This window comes from Staphylococcus sp. AtDRG32 (assembly GCF_004365845.1).
Taxonomy (GTDB): Bacteria; Bacillota; Bacilli; order Staphylococcales; family Staphylococcaceae; genus Staphylococcus; species Staphylococcus hominis.
In genome coordinates, this window is record NZ_SODE01000002.1 from 36,739 (window position 1) to 63,125 (window position 26,387).

Below are 26,387 nucleotides of genomic sequence, written 5' to 3' on the forward strand. Positions count from 1 at the left end.
TATTAATATTTTCTTAAAAAGTCGAGTTGGCGATGATACAATTTATCTGCAATATAAGCTTGGACGCGTGTAAGCACTTCTTCAATTTCTTGTGTCAGATTAGATAATACACGTACTGTAAAACCATGTGTAGGTAATTGTGTAATACCAATACGGCAATCGTATTGTTTTGTATAATCTTTAATTTCATCATACACATCTTCAATGAATTTTTGCGTTATATCAGGGTGTATACAATAAGCCGAACCAAGATGGGTATAATTTTCCATATAGCCAACCGAACTCATTTTTGTTTCACTTGGATGCATGCGTAAATTATCATAAGTGATAAGCGCATCGTCTACATAGATTTCATTAATTAAATGCATGTAGTCGTAAGTGAATGGTGTGTCTTTTTCAGAATAGCCTGGGGTTAAAATATCGGTATAGAACATGGATGCACATTTATCTAAATTAAAAATGTTATGTTGGAAAAACTTTGCTCTTTCATAAGCAATAATAGGGTCTCCTACATATTCCATATAACCATCTTTTGCTATATTGAATGTTTGATATTGTTTCACGCAATCGTTTAACGTCTTATAAATTTTAGTTGCACCTTGAGAGGTCAAAGTGACTTTAGCCTCTTCTTCGACATTAATATTCATACGATAACGATCGCCATCTAAATAACCACCGCCAACATTGACGATATAAAATGTTGGAATCTTAGAGAAATTTAAATAAACTGGACGAATAACCTTTAACGCTTTTTCGAAAAAGATATTACGGGCAACAGAACGCTCACCATTATTAAAAACAGTGAGATCCAATTGTCCAGTCCAAGAAGGTTTCGAATCGAATTGATGTTGTACCATTAAGCTAATCCTTTAAGTAATGCATCACGTTCAATCCATTCAATGACATTATCTAAACCATCGTCGGTTTTTAAATTTGTAAATGTGAAGGGACGATTGCCACGAAATGTTTTAGTATCTTCTGCCATTTGGTCAAGTGATGCGCCAACAAATTCTGCTAAATCTGTTTTATTAATGATAAAGTAATCAGATTTAATCATACCTTGTCCACCTTTACGTGGAATTTTTTCACCTTGAGCTACATCGATGATATAAATAGAGAAATCTACTAATTCAGGACTGAAAGTAGCAGCTAAGTTATCGCCACCTGATTCGATGAAAATAAGTTCAATATCCTCATGACGATCTAATAATTCATCGATTGCAGCAAAGTTCATTGATGCATCTTCACGAATTGCTGTATGTGGACAGCCACCCGTTTCCACACCGATAATTCTATCTTCTGGTAAAACACCAGTATTCACTAAGATTTTTTGGTCTTCTTTTGTGTAAATATCGTTTGTAATCACGCCAATACTCATATCTTTTGATAGACGACGTACAAGTTTTTCAATTAATTGTGTTTTACCTGCACCTACAGGACCGCCTACACCAATTTTAATTGGATTTGCCATGTATATTACCTCCTATGAAATAAAGATTCTCACGTTTACGTTTTCATGCTCCATTTGATTAAGCTCTAAACCAGGAGCTGTTAAACCAAAGTCTTCTTCGTTTAATGTGAGAATATGTTGTCGTGTACGCTCGATATATGGAATCATCTCCGTCACAACTTGTTGTCCTATTGTTTGACCTAAGGGAATTGCACGTACTGCATTTTGCGTTAAACTGGAAACGTTTTGATATAGATAGTAATCAATAATCGTTTCAATATTGACGTCTAAATAATGTCCTAGCATTGTAAAACAAATAGCTGGATGCAGTTTTGCACGTTTATCTTTCATCTGTTGATGGTACCATTTAATCCATGGACTATCATAAAGTTCCATGGCCAGTTTTACCATACGTGTACCCATTTGTTTTGCACCTATACGTGTTTCTCTTGGTAAACTTTGGACATAAATTAATTGATCAAGTTGTAATACTTTTTCTGTATCACCATTATTTAAAGCGTTATAAACTAAACGCATTGCAAGTCCATCTGAATACGTTAATTGTTCATTTAAAAAGAGTTCTAACCATTCTTTAAATGAATTTGCATCGTGAACAGCTTGACGTTGAATATATGTTTCTAGTCCAAATGAATGACTAAATGCGCCAGTAGGGAATTGTGAATCACAGAACTGAAATAGTCGTAAATGTGAATGATCAATCATGTGAATGACCTATATGTCTGAAGGCTTTATTCACTTTTCGATCTTCATGGCTATAGGGAATACCTAGCGTTTTTAATAAATCTTCTACTAGGTAGTCATATTGTACAAGCATTTCAGTTTCTGTGAATTGCGCAGGTAAATGACGATTACCTAATTGATGCGCAATATCTCCCATTTCTTGTATGTTACGTGGCTTAATGACAAGTAAATCTTCCGAGTTTACATCTACTACAATCATATTGTTGTCATCTTGATATAAAATATCGCCATATTGTAAATCGATAGGTTGTTTTAAACGAATACCGATTTCATTACCGTGATCTGTTGTGACACGTTGAATACGTTTAACTAGATCAGAGTTTTCAAGATATACTTTTTCTACATGCTTTTGTTTTTCCTCTGCAGAAAGGTTAGCGATATTGCCTTGAATGTCTTCTACTATCATCTGAGTACCTCCTAGAATAAGAAGTATCTTTGTGCTAATGGTAATTCAGTTGCTGGTTCACTTGTGATTTTTTCACCATCTACAAATACTTCATATGTTTGTGGATCAACATCTAATTTAGGTGTTGCATCGTTATTTTTCATATCTTTTTTAGTAAGATTACGGATACCATGGACTGGTCGAACCATACGTTCTAAGTTTAGTTGGTTATAAATACCGTTTTCGTATGCTGTTTTAGAAACGAATGTAATCGCAGTGTGTTGTTTATTTGCACCATATTGACCATACATTTTACGATATTTCATAGGCTCTGATGTTGGAATAGAAGCATTTGCATCACCATTTACTGCTGAGTTAATCAATCCACCTTTAACAACAAGTTCAGGTTTTACACCGAAGAAAGCTGGATTCCATAGAACTAAGTCAGCTAATTTACCTTTTTCGATTGATCCAACATAGTCAGAAATACCATGTGTAATCGCAGGATTGATTGTGTATTTTGCGATATAACGTTTAATACGATTGTTATCGTTATAGTCAGTATCACCTTCTAAAGCACCACGTTGTTCTTTCATACGATGAGCTACTTGCCATGTACGTGTAATGACTTCACCCACACGTCCCATCGCTTGAGAGTCAGAACTTACCATGCTAAATACACCCATATCTTGTAATACGTCTTCAGCTGCAATCGTTTCTTTACGAATACGTGAGTCTGCGAAAGCAATATCTTCAGGGATAGATGCATTTAAATGGTGTGTAATCATAACCATGTCTAAATGTTCATCTACAGTATTATGTGTGTAAGGTAATGTTGGGTTTGTAGATGACGGTAAAATATTCGGATACGATGCAGATTTAATTAAATCTGGCGCATGTCCACCACCAGCACCTTCTGTATGATACATGTGTAAAACACGGTCTTTTACAGCGGCCATTGTATCTTCCATGAACCCTGCTTCATTTAATGTATCAGCATGTAGAGCAATTTGTACATCAAATTCATCTGCTACATCCAATGCATGACTTAACGCTGAAGGAGTTGCACCCCAGTCTTCATGTACTTTTAAGCCGATCACACCAGCATGAATTTGTTCAATTAATGCAGTGTGGTTTACAGCTTGCCCTTTACCAGTGAAACCAACATTAATTGGTAAATCTTCAGCAGCTTCTAACATACGATGAATATACCATGGTCCAGGTGTAACGGTTGTAGCTTTAGCACCTTCTGATGCACCCGTACCACCACCGATATGTGTTGTCACACCACTTTCAAGCGCAACTTCTGCTTGTTCGGGGTTAATAAAGTGAACGTGTGTATCGATACCACCAGCTGTTACGATTTTACCTTCAGCTGAGATAATATCAGTTGTTGAACCAATAATAATATCTACATTATCCATGATATCAGGGTTACCTGCTTTACCAATTGCAAAGATATAACCATTTTTAACACCGATATCTGCTTTAACAATTTTGTCATAATCTATAATTAATGCATTTGTTAATACTAAGTCAGCCACTTTGCGGTCATCGCGTGTAACGTTAGGGTTTTGAGCCATGCCATCACGAATAGATTTACCGCCACCAAACGTTGCTTCTTCACCGTAATTTGCATAATCTTTTTCAACAGTTGCAAATAAGTTAGTGTCACCTAGTCGTACTGCATCGCCAACAGTTGGACCATATAAACTTGTATACTGAGATTGAGTCATTTTAAAGCTCATTACTGTTTACCTCCCATTTTGTTCACATTTTTTTCGCCATTATCACCTTTTGGCGCAGCATATTCATCGTTTTTACCAGTTGGACGATAAACGCGATCTTCGTCAATTTCACCGTTAACTAAACCGCGGAAACCATAAATTCTACGGTTACCAGCATATTCAACGAGTTGAACTTTTTTCTCGTCGCCAGGTTCAAAGCGAACAGCAGCACCGGCAGGAATATCTAAGTGTTTCCCATATGCTTTTTCACGATCAAATTTTAAACCTTTATTGGCTTCAAAGAAATGAAAATGTGAACCAACTTGAATTGGACGATCTCCAGTATTTTTAACATTGATCACTGTTTCAAAATGACCTTGATTAATTTCAATTTCTGTATTTTTTATTTTAATTTCACCAGGTTTCATTTATAAATCCTCCTTACACGATTGGATGATGGATAGTGATTAATTTAGTTCCATCTGGGAATGTTGCTTCAATTTCAATATCAGTCAACATGCTATCGACGCCTTCCATGACATCATCTTTATTTAAAATTTGTTTACCGTAACTCATTAAATCAGCTACAGTTTTACCATCACGTGCACCTTCTAGTAATTCATCACTAATAAGTGCTAATGCTTCTGGATAATTTAATTTTAAGCCACGTGCTTTGCGTCGACGCGCTACTTCAGCAGCTACGACAATCATTAATTTATCTTGTTCCCGTTGAGTAAAATGCACTGTTATGCCTTCTTTCTTTTTAAAATAAGTACTGCAACATTAATCATAAAACTGTAGAATATTTTTTACAAGTAATTTATCTTTTAACTTTATTTAAAATTACTTTTTAAATTAAATTTGTATATATTTTTAATGTTACAAAAGTGTTTAAAAGGTATAATAATTAGAAAGGGAATGAATAAAATAATAAAGGTGAGTTTATGAAATATGTAGAGATTTTCTTAAAAAATATTGCTCAAGTCATATTTATGAATAATAAATGGTCAGGGCTGTGTATTTTGATAGGATTATTTATTGCAAATTGGAAGATTGGATTAGGAGCAACAGTGGGAAGTCTCATTGCACTTATTCTAGCGCCGCACTTTAATTATAGTGAGGATGAAGTCCATGATGGATTAGCTGGATACAATTCAGTATTAACAGCAATCGGGTTAGCGTTATTCTTAGAAGCATCTTTAGTGAATTGGATTGTACTTATTGTAGCGACCACTCTTACTTTACCAGTTGGAGCTGCAATCCGAGAAATTTTAAAACCATATGGTCTACCCATGTTAACTTTTCCATTTGTCTTTATGACTTGGTTAATTTTAGCAATGGGCATGCAATTTTCAAAAATGCATATCACAATAGATATTTTGCCTACTAAAATTAAACATCCAGACATCAGTCATTCACATGTGAATTTTATTAGCGGTATCATTACAAACTTTAGTGAAATTTTCTTAGTGACATCAATCATTGGTAGTCTGTTAATTATTATTGGTATTTTTATTGGTTCAGTAAAAGGCGGGATCTATGCAGTAGTATCAAGTATTTTAGCAGTGATATGTATCACATTACTAGGTGGAGACTATCCCACTATTACTGATGGATTGTACGGCTATAACTCAATATTAACGGGTATTGCGTTGGGTGCGACGTTTAAAACAAAATTCAATCCGATTCTTGCAGTGATTACTGGTTTATTATTAACAGTAGTGATGCATGGTGCATTAGCTACAACATTAGCCCCAATTGGTCTTCCTATTTTCACCGCTCCATTTATTTTTGCAACGTGGCTTGTGATGTTTGCAGGTAAAGAGCAGCATGAAGTTAAAAGTTAGAACATATTAATGAGAGTGAGACCGCATTTCTTTTTAAATGTGTTGTCTCACTCTTTTTTTTATTATTTATGCTAATTTAGATATGATATGGATGAGAAAGAAAAAGGAGAGGGTTAATATGAAACGTATATATGTTGTGGGAAGTATGTCGATGGATTTGGTTGTGTCGACTGACCAAGTGCCAAGTAAAGGTGAAACAGTATTAGGAAATACATTTTTCACTACACCAGGCGGTAAAGGCGCGAATCAAGCAGTGGCAGCAGCAAGATTAGGTGACCATGTTCACATGGTAGGGTGTATTGGCGATGATATGTTAGGTAAACAAATTCTTGAAAATCTAAAGCATAATCATGTAAATGTTGAATATGTAAAAAAAGTAAAAGGACCTTCAGGTACTGCACACATTACACTAGCTGATAATGATAATAGTATTATTGTTGTACCTTCAGCAAATCATAAAGTCACAGTCTCTTTGGTAGACTCAGCTTTATCAAAAGCAAATAAAGGAGATATTGTGTTACTTCAACAAGAGATTCCAGCTGATGTTGTTGCTCACACTGTTCATTATTGCTATGAACATGAACTTACTTCTATTTTAAATCCAGCTCCATATAGAGACATTTCAGATGATATATTGGAACAAGTAACATATTTAACACCAAATGAAACTGAAAGTGAAAATATGTTTGAAGGAGACATTGATCAAGCGTTAGAACGTTATCCTGATAAATTGATTGTGACACAAGGTGCATTAGGTGCTGTATTTTACGATGGTTTAGAACAAATTGAAATTCAAGGAATTGAACGAGAAGTAAAAGATACCACAGGCGCTGGGGATACATTTAATGGTGCGCTTGCAGTCGGATTACAAAAAGACGATTCGCTTGCTAAAGCTATTGCATTTGCTAATGTCGCCGCTAGTCATTCAGTTACAGCACTTGGCGCACAAGGTGGTATGCCCACAATAAATGATATAGCTCAAGATTTAGATATGTAGGTTTTGTATATAAACGTGTTAAGTCTATTTTAAAATAAGCGTATTCAAAAGTTGAAACACATCTATTATAAATAATATAAAATTATTATATAATGTTGGAAGGTATTATAATATTTCTATAACTTAAAGGAGTAACTATATGACTAAGACATATTTACTTAGCACGCTTATTGTTTTAATATCTATAGTTTTATGTGCATGTCAATTTTCAACATTGTCATCATCAAAGAAAGACACTAAAAAGGATAAAGAAAATATCGCAAATATATATGCGAAAAAAAGTACTCAGAATAAAAAAGATTGGCAAGTGTATCAAGGTGATATTGCACATGTATTTTATCATCCAGTGATTACTGAACCTAAAGTAGCTTTTACACAAGAGAAGAATCAAGCTAAGGGTAATTTTGATTGGATGATTACAGCTGATGAGTTTAAGCGTTCATTAAATGAACTCTATAAACACCATTACATATTAATAGATCCACATGAGGCTTATGATTTAAAAGGAAAGACAGTTACTAGAAAAGAATTAAAATTACCTAAAGGTAAGAAACCATTAATTTTATCCATTGATGATATGAATTATTATGAGTACATGAGAGGTCATGGATATGCAGATCGTTTAGTGTTAGATCAGAAACAACATGTCGTTTCTGAAACTAAAGATAAAAATGGTAAGGTAACAACAAGTGAAACAAATGATATTGTACCTATATTGAATCAATTCGTGAAAGACCATCCTGACTTTTCACTCAATGGTCAAAAAGGCGTCGTTGCGCTAACAGGATACAATGGCGTGTTAGGTTATCGAACAAATGAGTTAAATAATAAAGATTATCTAAAACGTAAAAGAGATGCTAAAAAAGTTGTCAAAGCAATGAAAAGAGATGGTTGGACATTTGCAAGTCATTCATGGGGACATATCGATTTTGCAAATAGTTCATATGATCAAATTATTCGTGATACGAAACGTTGGAAAAACGAAGTAGAGCCCATTATAGGCAAAACAGATGTATTTATCTATCCACACGGTGCTCAAGATAGAGGGTCTAAAGCATATCAATATCTTGTTCATGATGAAGGATTTAAATTTTTAGCAGGTGTAGGACCAAATAATTTTACAGATATCGGCAATGATAGTGTCTATCAAGATCGTGTTGCGATTGATGGATTAAATTTATATGATTTTAAGTATAAATTAAAACCATTTTTAGATCCGAGTAAGGTGTATAGTGAGAAAGATCGTCAATATTTTAAAGGAGATAAATCCTATCAATAGTATGCTATAAACAAAAGAGTTGGACAAAATTCATAAGACCATTTGTTCAACTCTTCTTTATTTTATAATTAAAGAATATATATTAGATACTTAGTTGTAATTCGCCTATAAAGTTGTTATAAAATATATTATACAATATTATAAAAATAAAAAGTAGGTAATATAATGTTTTTGAAAGTAACACAAAGTATTGGAATACTTAGTTTATTTATATTATTAGGAACTTCAATCTCTCATGCAGCAGAAACACCCGTTGATATTACAAATAAAGAAGGTAATGTCGCAGTAAGTTCAAATTATGAACCTGATGGTGTAACGCTTACGACACAACAAGGCCAAATATTATATAATTTCCAAGGAAATAAAGAAGCGGATCCTGCTTCTTTGTCTAAAATGATGACCCTTTATTTAACATTAGAAGCAGTTCATCAAGGAAAACTTAAGTTAGACGATAAAGTTAAAATCACGAGCGCGTATGATCAATTATCTAAAAAGCCAAATTTAACATCTGTCCCTTTAAATCAAGGTCAAATATATACTATTAAAGATTTATTAACACAGGCAGCCTTACCTTCAAGCAATTCAGCCGCAATGATTTTAGGAGAACAAGTGAGCGGCAATACGTCAACGTTCACAGACAAAATGAATGCACAAGCTAAGGCTTTTCATATGAAACATACACATTTTGTGAATCCAGCAGGTGCTGCTAATGATTTACTTGGACAACAAGCACCAAAGAAATATAGAAAAGATATTTATCCTAAAAGTACGTCAGAAGATATTGCGATATTATCTCATCACTTAATCGCCAAACATCCGAAAATTTTAAACATAACGCAACTTAGTCAAGATACTCAAAAAGGTTATACTTTTAACAATACTAATTTATCAATTAAACATGAGCCCCTTTACTTAAAAGGTACAGATGGATTGAAAACGGGTACGAGTGATAAAGGATATAATATTGCTTTAACTAACCAACAAAATCACCTTCGACTCAATGAAGTGGTTATGAATGTGGCACCGTATATGGATAATAATGCTAAATACAATCGTAATCGAATAGGGAATGCGATTTTTAAACATTATCGCAAAGAATATGAATACAAAAAAGTATTATCTAAAGGAGAACATAAGATTGGCGGTAAGACATATAAAGTAGATAAAAATTTATATGATACCGTTCCTAAAGATAATAAAAAATGGGATATACGAATCAATAAAGACGGAAAAGCCTATGTGCATTATAAACGTGATTTCTTACCAGAAACGACGTATCCACGAGTAAATGCTAAAAAAGTATGGAAATGGTTCTAAATAAAAGCGGGATATCCTTTACCGTACTATTAATTGTGAGATGAAGGTCAAACAATTTAATAAGTCAGTACGATATTTGTTTCCCGCTCTCGTTTTATTTTAATAACTTTAAATGAACTTCTCTCGCTCCACAAATCATGGTAACGATATCTGAAGACACGTCATCAATGGATTGTTGACCATACTGAATCCAGTTTAGAATAACGCTTAAAATGCCTCCAGCTAGAAATTCTCCATAAATGAACTCATCTATGTAAAATTGTCCAATTTGTTTATCAAATTCAATTTGTCGTTTAACCACTGCATAAATTTGATTATATAAAATTTGATAAACTTCACTATAAATATTGATAGAAATGACACTTTTTACCATTGCTTTGTTATCACTAATGAAAAGTAAAATATCTTTCATAAATTTATTGAAAAATTGTCTCGGATCTTTTGGATCAATTTCAGGCAAATGTAACGTTCGAAAATATTCAATTAATGTACCAACAATATGATTAAGTAAATCATACTTATCATTGAAATGACGGTAAAATGTAGAACGACGTACATTTGCTTTTTCGCATAAATCTTGAATCGTGATATTGTCAAAAGATTTCGTTTCAAGCAAATCTGAGAATGTAGTAATGAGTGCTTTTTTTGTTCGTTGTACACGTAAATCTTGATTATTCATGTTGTTCACCTCTCATTTAGGACATTTTATCAAAAATGTCACTTAAGTTACATTTTCACTTAACTGACTCACAATAATATTTTATAAAATGATTATAATATAAGCGAAGGGTAGATTAATTTCTAAAGCGTTTACTTATAGTTTACTACTTTTCATAGATTACTTAAAAATATAAATAAAATGGGAAGTGAATCATATGTACTATAGTAATGGAAATTATGAAGCATTTGCACGTCCGAAAAAACCTGACTATGTTGCACAAAAATCTGCTTATCTTATTGGCTCTGGATTAGCATCTTTAGCTGCTGCATGTTTTTTAATTAGAGATGGGCAAATGGATGGGTCAAACATTCACATTTTAGAAGAATTATCTAAATCTGGTGGAAGTTTGGATGGAACTGAACTTCCAATGAAAGGCTATGTCATGCGTGGTGGCAGAGAAATGGAGAACCATTTCGAGTGTTTATGGGATTTATTTCGCTCCATCCCATCACTTGAAATTGAAGATACTTCAGTTTTAGATGAGTTTTATTGGTTAAATAAAGAAGATCCAAACTACTCACGATGTCGTGTTATTGAAGAAAGGGGTCAACGCTTGCCTACAGACGGAGACTTTACTTTAACGAAACAAGCAATGAAAGACATACTTCAATTATGTTTGATGAAAGAAGAAGATTTAAATGATGTAACAATTTCAGATGTCTTGTCAGAGGATTTCATGAATTCGAACTTTTGGATTTATTGGAAAACGATGTTCGCATTTGAACCTTGGCATTCTGCGATGGAAATGCGTCGTTATTTAATGAGATTTGTGCATCACATTGGAGGATTAGCTGATTTTAGTGCTTTAAAATTTACTAAATAATATCAATACGAATCACTCGTACGCCCTATGGTTGCATACTTAACGTCCCATGGTGTGCAATTTGAATATAATGTCCAAGTGCTTGACGTTAAAGTAGATGTTACTACCAAAGACAAAGTTGCTAAAACAATTGAACTAAAACGAAATGGTAATAAAGAAACGATTCAGCTCACACCCGATGATCTCGTATTTATTACTAATGGTAGTATCACAGAAAGTTCAACATATGGTGATAATGACACACCCGCACCTCCTACAAAAGATATTGGCGGAAGTTGGAACTTATGGCGTAACTTAGCCAAACAAAGCCCTGAGTTTGGTAATCCTGAAAAGTTTTATAAAGATTTACCAGATAAAAGTTGGTTCGTCTCAGCAACGGTAACGACAAATAACAAGACGGTCATTGAAGCTATCGAACGTTTATGTAAACGGGATCCATTAGCTGGAAAAACAGTTACAGGTGGGATTATCACAGTGAACGATTCTAAATGGCAAATGAGTTTTACTGTGAATCGTCAACAACAATTCAAACAACAACCTAAAGATGAAGTGAGTGTATGGGTATACGCTTTATATTCAGATGAGAAGGGCGATTATATCCATAAACCGATTGTTGAATGTAGTGGTCATGAAATATGTCAAGAATGGTTATATCATATGGGATTACCTATTGATCAAATAGAATGCCTCGCAACACAACATTGTAATACGATTCCTGTATATATGCCTTATATTTGTTCATATTTCATGCCAAGAGCGATTGGCGATCGACCACTTGTTGTCCCTCAGCACTCTCGTAACTTAGCCTTCATTGGTAACTTCGCAGAGACAGAAAGAGATACAGTGTTTACTACAGAATATTCTGTAAGAACAGCGATGGAAGCAGTTTATCAATTACTGGACATAGATAGAGGTGTTCCAGAAGTCATGGCGACAGAATTTGATATTCGTGTCTTATTAGATGCGATGTATGAACTTAATGATCGTAAAGACTTGAAAACATTAGCCGAGCAAAATAAAATACAACAAGTTGCATTACACACGTTCTTGAAAAAAATAAAAGGTACGTTTGTAGAAGAACTCTTGAAGCAACATAAATTATTATAATAGTGTGTAGGTAAATGTTAACCCCCGCGTGTTTGAGGGCATGCGGGGGTTAAATCATTATTATTCAATATATCGTCTTAAATGTTTTGCTGTAAAAGAGTTGTTAATATCTAGGAGTCCTTTAGGTTCTCCAGCATACAATAATTGTCCTCCATGTTTACCAGCAAATGGTCCAATGTCAATAAATCCATCTGCTTCTGTCATCATTGTTAAATTATGTTCGATTAAAATAACAGTATTCCCTTTATCAATCAAATGATTAAAGCATTCAACGAGAATAGGTAAATCGTCTTCGTAAAGTTCTGTTGTAGGTTCATCAAAGATAAATATTTTTTAAGTTATTTTGTGTTGCTCAATAATTTCGATATTGGACATGGTTTTTACCTCATTGCTATTATTACGCGACAGTAGTAAATGTATTCACTTTTCTAAAGGAAGAATAGTAACGTCAAGATTAAAATAGGTTTTTAAAAAATCTTTATAATTTTCACGTGTGACAGCGAATTGCTCTTTTTTATATCTTTTAGTAAGGGTAAGGTGATGATAAGACATCGTAGCTCGACCAAAATTTTGTGGTTTTGTAATCATGAGTTGCTTTACAAATATAGATTCAGGATGTGAGGTATTGTAGTTAATCATTTTATCAAAATCATGAATATCACGAGAAATAAACTCTGCTTTATAACGTGTTACCCACGTTGTTTCTTCCAGTTTTTGAAGAAGATACGTCGTAGGGGTTTCAAAAATGGCACGAAATTGACCTGTCTTTTCAAACACAATTTGTGTCGCTTCAATTGAAGTTATTGGGAGTGCTTGTAATGGTAAATCGCCAAATCCCACATCAGCAATATAGTAACCATTATTAATAAGCACAACCAGTGATAAATGAGAGCCTTTAGGGCTGTAGTTGCCATTAGGCTGATGAACGGTTGCTGACATTCGAAACACTTTAAAACCTTTAGCTTCTAAGTAGCTACCGAAGAAGTGATTCATTTCATAGCAAAACCCACCACGATGTTGATATATAAATTTATTAAATAAATAATCTAAATCAACTGAAATCTTTTCTTTATTTTGAACACTAATATTTTCAAAAGGAACGGTTAGCATAAAGCGTTCCATATAATAGTTAAGTGCATCTAAAGTAGGTTGAGGATAACGTTGAGACTCAATATTTAAATAATCTTCAATTGCTTTAATATCCATAGTTTCTCCTCCTTAATCAATATGTATCCAAAATATAAAATAGAGCAAACGTGTGTTCTTCAATGAACACACGTTGGTGATTATAGTTCTTGTTTCTTAAAAATAGATAGTGATGAAAAATAAGAAATGACAAAAATAATAACACCAAGCAATGCATAACTACCAGTTGCTACTAAAACGAGTGGGTTTGAAGCGATTTTACTTATTGAACCTGCTTTTATGAGTATTGGCATAACAGCAAAGAACCACATGGATAAAAATAATGCAACAGCAACAACTGCTGTAGTAAGCATAATGACATTTGAATTCTCAGGACCAAATTTAAATGTGAGTGGAAACATTAATGCATACGTACAAGCCATCCCAATACCTATGAATGCTGAAAATAATGTAACCATAATATCTTGAGTCACGATAAGACAAATGATGGCGCCAATTATCAAACCAAGTAAAATGAGTAAACCATAAAAGGCAAAGTATGCTTTTACATAAGTATGTCTATGTGTAGGAAGGGTAGACACATAGTACATCCATTTAGAATCTTTTTCACGTTTTAAGTTATCTGATACGGGAGATAATAACATGACCATTAGCATGAAACAACACATCATTGGACTAAAAAATGCAAACACAATACTTAATACGATACCAATAATTAAATAGGTTATGAGCGATTTTTTAGAAGCATAAAAACTACTAAGTATAAGTCCTTTCATTATTTATCACCTCGCATAATTAATTTTGTAGCATCATCAATACTTTGAAGCGGGCGTGCTTGTTCAAAGTGTTGACGTTGCTTGACTAACGTTTGACGTTGACCATGACGTATTCGTGAAGCAATGATTACCTCTTGAGGTAAGTCTAAAGGGGAAGTTTCATCTGTTTCGATAATGCCATAATCAGTTAGTAATATATGTTTGTCTTCTTGTAAAAGAATATGACCATCGCGCATAAAAATAAGTTTTGTAGCAAGTTGTTCCATATCCTCTGAAATATGAGATGAAAGTAAAATACCATGCCCTTTTGATACATAATCTTCGAGAATTTCTAACACTTCTTCTCGTCCTGAAACATCCATACCAGCTGTTGCTTCATCTAAGATTAATAATTTTGTCTCATGAGAAAGTGCGATGGCTAATGCTGCTTTCATGCGCATCCCTCTAGAAAAAGTAGAAATTTGATTATTTTTAGGTAATTCAAATGATTGAATAAGATTGAAAAATTGATCACTATTCCAATGTTTAAAAATATTTAAAAATACTTTATCAATCTCTGTTATTGTCAATTTATTCGGTACACGTAAATCATCAAAAACTACACCCACGTGCTCTTTATAATCTTTATCTTTTTCGGAAATAATTTGATTGAAAAAAGAAATCTCTCCTGAATCTTTAAATCGATTACCCACTAATGTGTTAATAAGTGTGGATTTACCTGATCCATTTTTACCAATTAAGCCAATGACCTCACCTGGATTTAAAGTAAATGAAATATCATTTAATTCGAAATTTGAATTCTTATACGATTTATTAAGTTGTTGTACTTGAAGTAAATGTGTCATCTAATGATCCTTTCTTTATAGAAATGAAAACTATGAATGATAAAATTTATATGTTTTTAATAAATGACTAAATCCATTATAAATAAACAAAATGATTAAAATAAAGATCCCTAATGTTTGGGAATGGCCAGTTTCTAATGAATAAAAGCCTAAAAATATTGCACCAATCATAATTAAAGATAGGTTAATATAGAATGTTTTGAACAAGGAGTTAAAGTAAATATGTCGTTCTCCTTCATCTAAAATATTAATTAATTTCTCAGCATAATTTTTTTCTCCTAATTTGGGATAGCGAGAATCAAATTTACGATAAAATAATCCTGTAATTACCGAGGAAATAATCGTTGTCATAAAAGGAAGTAATGCCCAACTACTAGCACTAGAATTTCCATTTCCTAAGACAATGATAAAAAGAGCAATAAAGCTAATTGTTAATTCTAGATAATAAATAAATGAATTTTGCATATATGCTAAATTAGCTTTCTTATCATATGAATCTGCTTCATCTTCATCAATATGTGTTTCGGATAAACGTTTGTAATGAACGGCCTTTTTTTGAATCATAATTAAATACATACTTAAGACTAGGATAAGTGCCACACAGATTAATGAGATTAAAATGACATTTGAATGTGTAGCATAATGATAATTTCCAAAGAAGTGAAAGCTATGGTTGTAGTCAATGAATAAAGCTATACATCCTCCAATCAGTCCGCCAATTAACAAAGTGATTATAAAACGACCTATTTTCATAAATCTTCCTTCTCAATTATAAAGATAGATTCAACAGGTTCATTAAAAATACGAGCTATTTTTATAGCAGTTAAAATAGAAGGTGTAAAGTCATTTCTTTCAATGAGAGATACAGTTTGACGTGAGATGCCTGCTTTTTTAGCAAGTTGCGTTTGATTATAACCTTCTCTTGCTCGTAATTCTTTCAATCGATTTCGCAATCATCATCATCTCCTCACAATCAGTGTATATTATCATAGTCATTTTGACAAATATATTTGTCAAAAAGTATCTAAAGTAAATTATGGGTAAGACTAACGATTGTCTGATGTTAGACATCTGGATGTCTAAAGCGTCTTACTATTTAATCTTATCCACTGTGTAATGTCTTCAAGATTATAAAGCTTGATAATATCTTGATATATATCGTCTAAATTTATATTAGAAAGTGTAGAAATCAATGTATGTTCAATATGATTTAAAGCTATACTGATGTTACATTGTTGTGCTTTGTGTCCTTCTTTTTCTCCTAAAAAGTTGGTAAGTAAATGTTGACTTGAGAAGATATTGCCACGACCTTCAATAGCTAAAAAGACATCGTAAAAAGTAATATCTTTGAGTTTTTTTCTAAGTGTAAATCCTCCATTTTTACCAGTTGTTGAATATACCAAATTTTCTTTTACTAATGCTTTTACTATTTTTTTTAAGTAAGAATCAGAAACTTTAAGTCGCTTGCTTAAAGCGGTAGATGTCATTACTGACTGACGAGGGAGTTGGTTTAAAATTAATAAGACATATATTGCTTGTTCCCAACCGGTAGATAATTTCATATATAAGCCTCCTATCAAACCTATTATATAATATTTTTATATTATATTTAAAAAATAAAGTAGTTCCTATATAATTGTATTTAAAGACAAAATATATCTCAATTATCTTTAATTAAAAATAGGGAGACGACAGCAGTGAAAAAATATTTAAATACTTCAATAACATTTTATATGTCCATTCTTTTTACGACTATTTTTATGGGATCATCTTTTCCAACTGGCAAATATTTAATTTCAAATGAACATGTTCCACCTATGCTTCTTGGTGGATGGCGATTTGTTATCGCAGGATGTATGATGTTAATCCTTACATTTATGAGAAATGGGAAAAGAGGCATTCTACCCACAAGTAAAGGGAATAGTTATAAAGGATTTATATTAGTGTTCGTTATTGGATTTTTACAAACAGCAGGGACGATGGGATTATTAAATTTTGCAATGGCATTTGGCGTGTCTTCTTCTATATCATCTATTCTATTATTTACGAACCCGCTATGGCTGGCCTTTTTAGCCCATTTTATTTTAGATGAAAGGTTAACAAAAATTAAAATTACTTCACTTATACTTGGTGTGTTTGGAGTAGGATTATGTCTCGGATTAGATGAAACATTATTTGGATGGGGAACGCTTTTTGCACTAGCTGGTTCATTATGTTGGTCAATCAATACAATAGTGACAAAAAAGGTAGTGTTTGATAAAGGGCCCTGGGTTTTAACAGGATGGCAACTATTATTCGGTGGTATGTTTATGCTGATAATGAGTCTCGTTTTAAAAGAACATTATACACTTAGTTCGCTTAATCATTGGGGATGGATATGGTTCTTTTGGCTTATTATTCCAGCTTCTGTAGGTTCATTTGGATTATGGTTTTATAGCTTAAGCCAACGAGGGGCAACTACGGCGAGTAGTTTCTTATTTTTAGTACCACTATTTTCGACACTATTTTCAATTATAGGATTAAGAGAGCCCTTCACGCTTCATTTAATTTTAGGAGGTTTATGCGTTGTTGTGGCATTAATGTTAATTCATCGTCAACCGAGGAAAAATATTTTATAAAATACAATATTCAATACATTGAATATAAATATATATATTAATAGAAATTAGGTTATATAAAACGTTAGTTAAGCCTTTTGAAGTTGTCTTAATTTTAACATAATGAAAAAATATGAAAACTTGTCATTACTATATTTTTGAGAAATAAAAAATTTTAAAAAATCTCTTCACAGAGAATGTAATTTTGTGTAGTATATCTTTCATATGATTTTTAGAGAGAAAAGGGAGGAAACAATAATGAAAGATAACAGAATGATGTTCTTCATATTTATGTTAGGTACATTTACAGTTGGAATGGCAGAATATGTTGTTACAGGATTATTAACTCAAATTGCAAGCGATATGAAAGTGCCTATTTCGAGTGCAGGGTTATTAATTAGTGTGTATGCAATTAGTGTTGCATTAATCGGTCCATTAATGCGTGTATTTACTTTAAAAGTGCGCGCACAACGTTTACTCCCAGTATTGATGGCCATTTTTATTATAAGTAATATAATAGGGATGTTAGCACCGAATTTTCCAATATTACTGTTATCTCGATTATTGTCAGCCTCTATGCACGCGCCTTTCTTTGGCGTATGTATGAGTGTGGCGGCAGCTGTTGCGCCTCGTGGTAAAAAACCACAAGCGATTGCTCTCGTTCAAGCCGGATTAACAATTGCAGTGATGATTGGCGTGCCATTCGGTTCATTTTTAGGTGGATTTGCGAATTGGCGCTTTGTCTTTGGCGTCATGATTTTGTTAGCTGTCATTACTATGTTAGGAATGATGAAGTTTGTACCTCATGTTGTATTGAGTACAGAAACTAGTGTGAAAAAAGAATTAAAAGTATTTAAAAATCCACATATCTTAATTGTAATGGCAATTATTGTCTTTGGTTATTCAGGCGTATTCACAACTTATACGTTTATGGAACCAATGATTCATAAATATGCACCATTTGGAATTGTTGGTTTAACTGTATGTTTATTTATGTTTGGCCTTGGCGGTGTGGTTGGTAACTTGCTTACAGGTAATGTACCAGAACATAAACTTACACAGTACTTGTTCTATACCTTTGTGTTATTGTTTATAACGATTGTTTTATTTGTAACAGCAGTGCATAGTGCGATTTTAGCAATTATTATTTGTTTCTTATTTGGTTTCGGCACTTTCGGTACAACGCCTCTATTAAATAGTAAAGTGATTTTAAGTGCACATGAGGCACCGTTACTTGCAAGTACACTTGCAGCTTCAGTCTTTAATATTGCAAACTTTTTAGGTGCCATTGTGGGATCAATACTATTATCAATGGGATTCCCATATCTTACGATTACATTTGTATCAGGCGGGATCATTATCTTAGGAATTATAATTAATACAATTAATCATTTTTATGAAAAAAAGTATGTTACATTTGATTATTAATCAAAAGCGTTCTAAATTGAATTCACTCAATTTAGAACGCTTTTTTATAAAATGTAAAATGAATGTTAAATAATTACCTTAAAATTGACAACTTGAGGAATATAAGATACGTCGTGTTGCGTCATATAATCAATTAATACTTGTGCGCCTTCCTCTTGAATATCTTTAACGACTGGCGCTTCTGCAAACATTTTATAATCTCCGCCTCCAACTGCACGATAGTTGTTCACACATATGGTATACGTTTTTGTGTCTTCTAAAGGTGAAGCGCCGACTTTAATATCTGAAACACGTTGTCCTACAGGTGCACCAGCATGAATGGTATAAGAGATTCCTCCATACATATCATAATTAAAATGTTGAGATTTTGGAGATAAAAATGTGTCACTGACTGTGATTTCATTATTGTCATTTACACTAAAATAACTTGCTGATTTTTCTAAAGCAGCTTTAATTCCTTTGCCATTAAGTTCTAAAACTTGGAATGTATTAGGAAAAGGATAGTTATTAATGATATCTCGCATTGTGACTTGTTGATTAAAGCCTTTAGCTGAATCAAATAGCGCAGTGCTTGCTATATCTGCACCACTTTTTTCTAACAAAATATAATTTATCAGATTAATAAGTGAATGAGGGTGTGTTCGAGCTTCGAACTGATGAGTGACTAGCATTGGTTCTGATAATGTTGTAATGTCCGTATCAAGCCAATCTTCAAGTTCATTTAAAAGTGAATGATCGTTGTTAGATAATGTTAATGAAAGATGAGAAGGCACAGATACAAGAGTGCTCTGTTTATCTGTAATTCGATGTTCATGATCTAATGTTAATGTCACCTTACCAAATTCTGTACCTCGTGTACCTGGTTGGATAATGGCGGTGTCATTTTTTATCATTGCAATATCACGATGTTGGTGTCCTGTTATAAGCACGTCAATATCTTTATGGAAACGTTCTAGTATATCAGATCCTTCATTTTCTCCAGTTAATTCTTCAGTAGGTATATCAGTATCAAGACTTCTTTCAAAACCGCCATGATAAGACACAACGACAACATCTGATTTTTTACGAACGTCTGGTAAAATACATTTTAATGTTTCAACTGCACTGTTGAACGTTAATCCTTTAATATGGGCAGGTTGTTCCCAATTTGGAATGAATTGTGTTGTTAATCCAATGACGCCAATAGTTATATCGCCACGTTTAAAATAATTTACGCCTTGACCAGTCAAAGGTGCGTTATTGTGATCAAAAATATTTGCACACAAGATAGGGTGATGAAGATGGTTTAAAGTATTTTGTAAATAAGGTAATCCATAATTAAATTCATGATTACCTAATGTACCAAAGTCAAAATTAAGACGATTATAAATATCAGTAAGAGGTTGACTTGATTGTTCTTCAGTTGCTAGGTAATGACATAAAGGAGAACCTTGTAAAAAATCACCATTATCAATTTTAAAACTATAGTCATCGTGTTGACGTTCTTGTTCGATCAGTTGATTTACTTTTAATAATCCCATAGGAAGATTTTGGTTTCTTTTTGAAAAATCAGTGGGAAAAATGTAGCCATGTATATCACTTACGATATAAAAAGAGAGTTGTGTCATAGGTCATTTCCTTTCATAAATAAAGAGATAAAAAGGGAAGTAGTTTATTGAACGCCACATACCTTTATTATCTCTTACGTATTGTATTACTATTATAAATTATTGAATTGAACCTGTAGCAAGCGTTTTACTACCTTGTTTTAAACGAATATTCGCACCCGAAATAGGTTCAGATGTTTTAGCTGTAAAAGTTAACGTTGCGTTACCTTGATCATCAGTGGTTACACTTTGTTCTTGACTATAGCCTACCGTATCATAAGTTTGCCCATCTTGAGAAAAACGTGCAAGTTGTCTACCACCATCTTGATAAATACCTAATTTTAAATAATCAATAGTTGTATTTTTAGCCATGTTTGTTAATTCAACTTGAATATTAAATGGTTGATTCACTGATACATTATCTGGTAAATGGAATTGAACATTATTGCTAGAAATCATTGAATTAGAAGTAGTTGTATCTTGGGAAGACTGTGATGTATTCGTATCCTCTTGTGAATGATTGTTTTCAGTTGTATTGTCTTCTGTACTATTCGCTTTGTTATTATCATTATGGCTGCCATGATTTCTATGTTTACTATTTAGTTGTGATAATGTACTGCCATAACTACCTAGTTTAAATGTTGAACGGTCATACCATTTATAACCAGTTGGAGGTTGTGACCATGGTTCTTTTTCAGGTTCAGTTGAATGTTGTGGTTGTTCAAAGTTAAGTAATGGTGTTGGTTGATCTAACTTAATACCTGTTTCTTTTAAATTCGGTGTATGATCTTGTTTTCCAAACCAAGTTGTAATATTTTTAAGTAATTTACTATTATCTTGTTCTTTAAACCCATCATACGTTTTCTTAGTTCTTCCATTATCTTCACGTACATATTTAGGTGTACTATCTTCGACTAATGATGAATCTCCAATGAAGGCTGCTTTTCCTTTGCCTACTTTTGAGATAGCAACATAAGGACCCTCTGCTATACCACCGCCATTGTAAATACCTTGATCGACTGCATGAGACCAACGTTGTTTTTGAGACAAATGGTCTGGTAAGAAGATAATACCTTTTGCTTTTGTAGGATCTGTAATGGCAAGAGTTGAACCAGCATGCATTGATACAGAATGTACACCTTCAGTAATACCAAAGCTGTCACTAGATGACACAATATTTTGAGTGTTTAAATCACCTAAAGCGTTGTAACGGAAACGTACACCGAAGTGTTCAGAAAGCCAATCTGAACTTTTAACATTTCGCATAGCTTTAGAATGTTTTTCCTCATTTGTTAAATCTTTGGTGATATCTTGATATGCACCACGACGATAACCATTCATCACTTCTGAAGAATCGAAACGATTTAAGTTTCTGTCTGCATTATAATGATCAGAGATAAAGATGATATTGCCACCTTTTTCAACAAAATTAAGCATAGCTTGTTGTTCTCTCTTTTTAAAAGGAATATTGGCTTCTGGAAGAACGAGAATATTGATGCCGCGTAGTGTATTAGGTGTAATATTAGATTCTCCATCGATTTGTTTCACAGTATATCCTTGTTGACGCATTGAATCAGCATAATCGGAAAAGCCACCATCAATGACCCAATCAGCAGCTCCTGCCGTTTGGCCGTGTGAAGCGTCAAAAGCGACAGTTTGAGTGGTAGTTTGATTTGGTGTAGCATGACTGATTGGCGTTGCAGATAATGTAATTGCTGAAGCTAAAATAGTACTACTTAATACTTTTATCCATTTCATATTTTTATCTCCCAAATATATTTTTAAATGATTTATAGAAAAAGTATAATAAAAAAATAAGTTGATAATAGATTATTTAGAGAATGTTTAAATAAATTTTACAATTCTTTAACAGTGTAAAACAATTCTATAAAAAATTCACACATAATAAATATTATTTTGGTTAATATTGTGCTACTCTTAGTATTGTCAAATGAAATGCGTTGACAAATTACATGAATGTATACATAGCGAACGGGGGCAATATGTTATGAAGCAATTGAAGTACCTTTTAGTATTAGCGCTATCAGTTATTATTTTTGCAGCAGCATGTGGAAATAATAGCTCGTTAGACAATAATAAAAGTAGTAATTCGGATGGTGGATCAAGTTCAAGTAAAGATGGCTACACACCTAAAGAATTAACTGTACAATTCGTACCATCACAAAATGCAGATACACTTGAAGCAAAAGCAAAACCGCTTGAAAAATTATTATCTAAGAAATTAGGTATTCCAGTAAAAGTGTCTGTATCAACAAATTACAATACAATTGTTGAAGCAATGAAATCTAAAAAAGTAGATGTTGGTTTCTTACCACCAACTGCTTACACGTTAGCACATGATCAAAAAGCAGCTGATTTATTATTACAAGCACAACGTTATGGTGTGAATGAAGATGGTTCTAGTAATAAAAAACTTGTAAAAGATTATAAATCAGAAATCTTAGTTAAAAAAAATTCAGGTATTAATAGCTTAAAAGATTTAAAAGGTAAAAAAATCGCATTACAAGATGTAACTTCAACAGCAGGTTACACATTCCCAATTGCAACAATTAAAAAAGATACTGGTATTGACGCTACTAAAGATATGAAAATCGTAAACATGAAAGGTCATGACCAAGCTGTGATTTCATTATTAAATGGCGATGTTGACGCTGCAGCTGTATTCCAAGATGCACGTAACATTGTTAAAAAAGATCAACCCAACGTATTTAAAGATACTAAAATTCTTAAACTAACAAAACCAATTCCTAACGATACGATTTCAGTTCGTCCTGATATGAACAAAGACTTCCAAGATAAACTTAAAAAAGCATTTAAAGATATCTCTAAAACAAAAGAAGGACATAAAATTATTAGTGAAGTATACTCTCACGAAGGCTATACAGATGCTAAAGACTCAGACTTCGATATCGTAAGAAAATATGAAAAAGAAGTTCAAGATATGAAATAATTTTCACATAGATAGAACTAAATAAGTGATAAAGAGAAGAGGCTAGGGCAATTGAGTCATATAAGAAATGCATATATCATTTCTTATGATTTTGTCCCGACCTCTTTCTCTGTATTAAAAAGAAGGGTGTAAACATACATGAGTCAGATAGAGTTTAAAAATGTGAGCAAGATTTATCCTAATGGTCATGTGGGGTTAAAAGATATCAATTTAAACATTGAAAAAGGTGACTTTGCTGTTATCGTAGGTTTATCAGGTGCGGGGAAATCTACATTATTACGATCTGTTAATCGTCTACATGATATTACTTCGGGAGATATTACAATTGAAGGTAAATCGATTACGAAAGCGAAAGGTAAAGAATTATTAATGATGCGTCGTAATATAGGAATGATTTTCCAACATTTTAATTTAGTCAAACGATCTACTGTGTTGAGAAATGTATTAAGTGGTCGTGTCGGTTATCATCCAACTTGGAAAATGATATTAGGATTATTTCCAAAAGAAGACAAAATTAAAGCAATGGATGCGTTAGAACGTGTGAATATTTTGGATAAATATGACCAACGTTCAGATGAACTGTCTGGAGGTCAACAGCAACGTATTTCAATTGCACGTGCCTTAGCGCAAGAGCCAGCGATTATTTTAGCAGATGAGCCTGTTGCATCTTTAGACCCGCTCACTACTAAACAAGTTATGGATGACTTGAAAAAAATCAATGAAGAATTAGGTATTACCATTTTAATTAACCTACACTTTGTTGATTTAGCATTAGAATATGGAACACGGATTATTGGTTTACGTGCAGGAGAACTGGTTTATGATGGGCCGGCAAGTGAAGCGAATGAAGATGTATTTAACGAAATTTATGGCCGTAAACTTAATGACGATGAGAAGCTAGGGGTGGAGTAATATGGCAACACCTACTACAAGTAAATATGATCAATATTTAAATAAAAAATTCTCTTTCAAAACTAGTTTAACTCTATTTTTAGTGATTGCGCTCGTAGTGTGGAGTTTTTTATATACGGGCTTTAGCTTTAGTGACTTAATGGTAGGGATTCCACAAATCGGTTCTTTCTTTGGGCAAATGGTCCCACCAGATTGGAGTTACTTAAATACCATTACAAAACCTATGTTAGACACAATTCGCATGGCGATTGTAGGGACATTCTTAGGATCCATCGTATCAATTCCGGTTGCATTGCTCTGTGCAAGTAATATTGTAAAAACAAAGTGGATTACGATTCCATCACGTTTTATTTTAAATATTGTACGTACCATTCCTGATTTATTATTAGCTGCTGTCTTTGTTGCAGTTTTTGGTATCGGACAAATTCCAGGGGTATTGGCATTATTTATTTTAACAATATGTGTTATTGCGAAATTGTTCTATGAATCGCTTGAAACAATTGATCCAGGTCCAATGGAAGCGATGACGGCAGTAGGTGCAAATAAAACAAAATGGATTATGTTTGGAGTAGTTCCACAAACAATGTCTACATTTTTATCCTATGTATTATTTGCATTTGAGATTAATATTCGTGCCTCAGCAGTTCTTGGATTAGTAGGTGCTGGTGGTATCGGTTTATTCTACGACTCAACTTTAGGATTATTCCAATATCCAAAAACAGCGATGATTATTCTGTTCACTTTAGTCATTGTTGTCATTATTGACTATGTCAGCTCGAAAGTGAGGGAAAAACTCGCATGACACAAGAACAGCATCAGTTAGAAAAGAAATATCCAGTGAGATCAAAGGAACACAAACAAAGAATGATTAAACATTGGCTTATTGCCATTGTTGTTTTAGCTATCATTGTTTGGGGTTTTGCAGGTATGCCTGCTTTAGAATTAAAATCTAAATCAATTGAAATTCTTAAATCTATTTTTAATGGATTATTCCACCCCGATTGGGGTTACGTTTATATTCCAGCTGGAGAAGACTTACTTCGTGGTTTACTTGAAACGTTTGCCATTGCTGTTATTGGTACATTTATCGCAGCAGTGATTTGCATACCATTCGCATTTTTAGGTGCACGTAACTTAGTAAAAGTTCGACCAGTCACAGGGATTACTAAATTCATTCTTAGTGTGATTCGTGTATTCCCTGAAATTGTTATGGCGTTAATTTTCATAAAAGCAGTAGGTCCTGGTTCATTTTCAGGGGTACTTGCGTTAGGGATTCACTCAGTAGGGATGTTAGGTAAATTATTTATAGAGGATATTGAAAGTTTAGACTTCTCATCAGCAGAGGCTTTAAAAGCAAGTGGTGCGAATAAAACTAAAACACTTGTCTTTGCGGTTATTCCTCAAATTTTACCTTCATTCTTATCCCTTATTTTATATCGTTTTGAATTAAACTTACGTTCAGCATCTATTTTAGGTTTAATCGGTGCTGGTGGTATTGGTACACCACTTATCTTTGCACTTCAAACACGTTCATGGGATCGAGTAGGGATTATCTTAATCGGCTTAGTGATTATGGTAGCCATTGTTGACTTTATCTCGGGAGCTATTCGTAAACGTATTGTGTAATAGAAGACATAATTTGAACGTTTTTATAAACAAATAGAGCTATTGCCAGAACTTAGAAAACTGGACAATAGCTCTTTTATAATGC

26 protein-coding genes and 2 pseudogenes are annotated in these 26,387 nt (G+C 33.2%); 11 read left to right on the forward strand and 17 right to left on the reverse strand.

All coding sequences use genetic code 11. From position 1 onward, the window contains the following. Positions 1 to 2 precede the first annotated feature (2 nt). From BDW25_RS04270 to BDW25_RS04300, 7 genes are read right to left on the reverse strand one after another with little or no spacing between them, the layout of a single operon-like run. Positions 3 to 857: an urease accessory protein UreD gene (locus BDW25_RS04270; RefSeq protein WP_049418080.1), complete on the reverse strand. Its 855-nt coding sequence runs from the start codon at positions 855 to 857 to the stop codon at positions 3 to 5. Continuing rightward, entirely contained in the window at positions 857 to 1,471 is a 615-nt protein-coding gene (gene ureG / locus BDW25_RS04275; protein ID WP_002449460.1) for an urease accessory protein UreG, read from the reverse strand. Before ureG ends, BDW25_RS04270 begins: the two co-directional genes overlap by 1 nt. A gap of 12 nt (positions 1,472 to 1,483) precedes the next feature. Beyond that, a complete protein-coding gene (locus BDW25_RS04280) occupies positions 1,484 to 2,173 on the reverse strand; it encodes an urease accessory protein UreF (protein WP_049418078.1) in 690 nt (229 codons plus the stop codon). Next, positions 2,166 to 2,618, reverse strand: a complete 453-nt coding sequence (ureE, locus tag BDW25_RS04285; RefSeq protein ID WP_002449547.1) for an urease accessory protein UreE — start codon at positions 2,616 to 2,618, stop codon at positions 2,166 to 2,168. Before ureE ends, BDW25_RS04280 begins: the two co-directional genes overlap by 8 nt. 11 nt (positions 2,619 to 2,629) lie before the next feature. Beyond that, on the reverse strand, positions 2,630 to 4,345 hold the full coding sequence (gene ureC / locus BDW25_RS04290) for an urease subunit alpha (RefSeq protein WP_002449517.1): 1,716 nt from the start codon (positions 4,343 to 4,345) through the stop codon (positions 2,630 to 2,632). Next, entirely contained in the window at positions 4,345 to 4,752 is a 408-nt protein-coding gene (gene ureB, locus BDW25_RS04295; RefSeq protein ID WP_070718449.1) for an urease subunit beta, read from the reverse strand. The genes ureC and ureB overlap by 1 nt, the downstream gene beginning before the upstream one ends. Before the next feature lie 13 nt (positions 4,753 to 4,765). Next, a complete protein-coding gene (locus BDW25_RS04300) occupies positions 4,766 to 5,068 on the reverse strand; it encodes an urease subunit gamma (RefSeq protein ID WP_002449337.1) in 303 nt (100 codons plus the stop codon). A gap of 200 nt (positions 5,069 to 5,268) precedes the next feature. Between BDW25_RS04300 and yut the strand changes: the two genes are divergently transcribed. From yut to pbp4, 4 genes are all read left to right on the forward strand, one after another. Continuing rightward, complete coding sequence (yut, locus tag BDW25_RS04305; protein ID WP_002449220.1) at positions 5,269 to 6,171, forward strand: urea transporter; 903 nt, start codon at positions 5,269 to 5,271, stop codon at positions 6,169 to 6,171. A gap of 118 nt (positions 6,172 to 6,289) precedes the next feature. After that, positions 6,290 to 7,168: a ribokinase gene (locus tag BDW25_RS04310; protein ID WP_002454710.1), complete on the forward strand. Its 879-nt coding sequence runs from the start codon at positions 6,290 to 6,292 to the stop codon at positions 7,166 to 7,168. 139 nt (positions 7,169 to 7,307) lie between these two features. Then, positions 7,308 to 8,447 (forward strand): polysaccharide deacetylase family protein, encoded by a 1,140-nt coding sequence (locus tag BDW25_RS04315; protein WP_133944892.1) that lies wholly within the window; start codon positions 7,308 to 7,310, stop codon positions 8,445 to 8,447. Positions 8,448 to 8,612: 165 nt separating this feature from the next. Then, positions 8,613 to 9,764: a penicillin-binding protein PBP4 gene (gene pbp4 / locus BDW25_RS04320; protein ID WP_133944894.1), complete on the forward strand. Its 1,152-nt coding sequence runs from the start codon at positions 8,613 to 8,615 to the stop codon at positions 9,762 to 9,764. A gap of 94 nt (positions 9,765 to 9,858) precedes the next feature. Here pbp4 and BDW25_RS04325 read toward each other — a convergent pair whose 3' ends face one another. Then, complete coding sequence (locus BDW25_RS04325) at positions 9,859 to 10,443, reverse strand: TetR/AcrR family transcriptional regulator (RefSeq protein WP_002449257.1); 585 nt, start codon at positions 10,441 to 10,443, stop codon at positions 9,859 to 9,861. 196 nt (positions 10,444 to 10,639) lie between these two features. On the opposite strand from BDW25_RS04325, the pseudogene BDW25_RS04330 reads away from it, so the two are divergent. Beyond that, positions 10,640 to 12,415: pseudogene (locus BDW25_RS04330) on the forward strand (oleate hydratase). 60 nt (positions 12,416 to 12,475) lie between these two features. On the opposite strand, the pseudogene BDW25_RS04335 reads toward BDW25_RS04330, so the two are convergent. The 7 genes and pseudogenes from BDW25_RS04335 to BDW25_RS04365 form a co-directional block, all read right to left on the reverse strand. After that, positions 12,476 to 12,745: pseudogene (locus BDW25_RS04335) on the reverse strand (ATP-binding cassette domain-containing protein); the annotation flags it as partial. A gap of 90 nt (positions 12,746 to 12,835) precedes the next feature. After that, positions 12,836 to 13,621: an arylamine N-acetyltransferase gene (locus BDW25_RS04340; protein ID WP_019834750.1), complete on the reverse strand. Its 786-nt coding sequence runs from the start codon at positions 13,619 to 13,621 to the stop codon at positions 12,836 to 12,838. An 80-nt stretch (positions 13,622 to 13,701) separates the two neighbouring features. After that, positions 13,702 to 14,337, reverse strand: a complete 636-nt coding sequence (locus BDW25_RS04345) for an ABC-2 transporter permease (protein WP_002449477.1) — start codon at positions 14,335 to 14,337, stop codon at positions 13,702 to 13,704. Continuing rightward, positions 14,337 to 15,182 (reverse strand): ABC transporter ATP-binding protein, encoded by an 846-nt coding sequence (locus BDW25_RS04350; protein WP_002449350.1) that lies wholly within the window; start codon positions 15,180 to 15,182, stop codon positions 14,337 to 14,339. The genes BDW25_RS04345 and BDW25_RS04350 overlap by 1 nt, the downstream gene beginning before the upstream one ends. 30 nt (positions 15,183 to 15,212) lie before the next feature. Then, a complete protein-coding gene (locus tag BDW25_RS04355; RefSeq protein WP_002454713.1) occupies positions 15,213 to 15,935 on the reverse strand; it encodes a DUF3169 family protein in 723 nt (240 codons plus the stop codon). Then, a complete protein-coding gene (locus tag BDW25_RS04360; RefSeq protein ID WP_133944897.1) occupies positions 15,932 to 16,135 on the reverse strand; it encodes a helix-turn-helix transcriptional regulator in 204 nt (67 codons plus the stop codon). The genes BDW25_RS04355 and BDW25_RS04360 overlap by 4 nt, the downstream gene beginning before the upstream one ends. A 126-nt stretch (positions 16,136 to 16,261) precedes the next feature. Beyond that, positions 16,262 to 16,744, reverse strand: coding sequence for an RrF2 family transcriptional regulator (locus BDW25_RS04365; RefSeq protein ID WP_002449396.1), 483 nt, complete (start codon positions 16,742 to 16,744; stop codon positions 16,262 to 16,264). 135 nt (positions 16,745 to 16,879) lie between these two features. On the opposite strand from BDW25_RS04365, the gene BDW25_RS04370 reads away from it, so the two are divergent. Beyond that, the gene (locus BDW25_RS04370) at positions 16,880 to 17,800 is read left to right on the forward strand and encodes a DMT family transporter (protein WP_133944899.1); all 921 of its coding nucleotides are present in this window, start codon (positions 16,880 to 16,882) and stop codon (positions 17,798 to 17,800) included. Positions 17,801 to 18,037: 237 nt separating this feature from the next. Beyond that, positions 18,038 to 19,207 carry an MFS transporter gene (locus tag BDW25_RS04375; RefSeq protein ID WP_002449194.1) on the forward strand — a complete coding sequence of 390 codons (1,170 nt, stop codon included), beginning with the start codon at positions 18,038 to 18,040 and terminating at the stop codon, positions 19,205 to 19,207. Positions 19,208 to 19,272: 65 nt separating this feature from the next. Here the strand turns inward: BDW25_RS04375 and BDW25_RS04380 are convergent, their stop codons facing one another. Both BDW25_RS04380 and BDW25_RS04385 read right to left on the reverse strand, forming a co-directional pair. Next, positions 19,273 to 20,814, reverse strand: a complete 1,542-nt coding sequence (locus BDW25_RS04380; RefSeq protein ID WP_133944901.1) for a bifunctional metallophosphatase/5'-nucleotidase — start codon at positions 20,812 to 20,814, stop codon at positions 19,273 to 19,275. Positions 20,815 to 20,913: 99 nt separating this feature from the next. Beyond that, positions 20,914 to 22,551 carry a motility-associated ABC transporter substrate-binding family protein gene (locus BDW25_RS04385; protein WP_133944903.1) on the reverse strand — a complete coding sequence of 546 codons (1,638 nt, stop codon included), beginning with the start codon at positions 22,549 to 22,551 and terminating at the stop codon, positions 20,914 to 20,916. 250 nt (positions 22,552 to 22,801) lie between these two features. On the opposite strand from BDW25_RS04385, the gene BDW25_RS04390 reads away from it, so the two are divergent. The 4 genes from BDW25_RS04390 (at position 22,802) to phnE (BDW25_RS04405) (ending at position 26,302) form a co-directional block, all read left to right on the forward strand. Further along, positions 22,802 to 23,764 carry a phosphate/phosphite/phosphonate ABC transporter substrate-binding protein gene (locus BDW25_RS04390; RefSeq protein ID WP_054105640.1) on the forward strand — a complete coding sequence of 321 codons (963 nt, stop codon included), beginning with the start codon at positions 22,802 to 22,804 and terminating at the stop codon, positions 23,762 to 23,764. A gap of 138 nt (positions 23,765 to 23,902) precedes the next feature. Further along, positions 23,903 to 24,676, forward strand: a complete 774-nt coding sequence (gene phnC, locus BDW25_RS04395; protein WP_002449541.1) for a phosphonate ABC transporter ATP-binding protein — start codon at positions 23,903 to 23,905, stop codon at positions 24,674 to 24,676. Position 24,677: 1 nt separating this feature from the next. After that, complete coding sequence (gene phnE, locus BDW25_RS04400) at positions 24,678 to 25,478, forward strand: phosphonate ABC transporter, permease protein PhnE (RefSeq protein ID WP_002449275.1); 801 nt, start codon at positions 24,678 to 24,680, stop codon at positions 25,476 to 25,478. Continuing rightward, complete coding sequence (gene phnE, locus BDW25_RS04405; RefSeq protein WP_002449318.1) at positions 25,475 to 26,302, forward strand: phosphonate ABC transporter, permease protein PhnE; 828 nt, start codon at positions 25,475 to 25,477, stop codon at positions 26,300 to 26,302. Before phnE (BDW25_RS04400) ends, phnE (BDW25_RS04405) begins: the two co-directional genes overlap by 4 nt. The last annotated feature ends 85 nt before the right edge of the window (positions 26,303 to 26,387 follow it).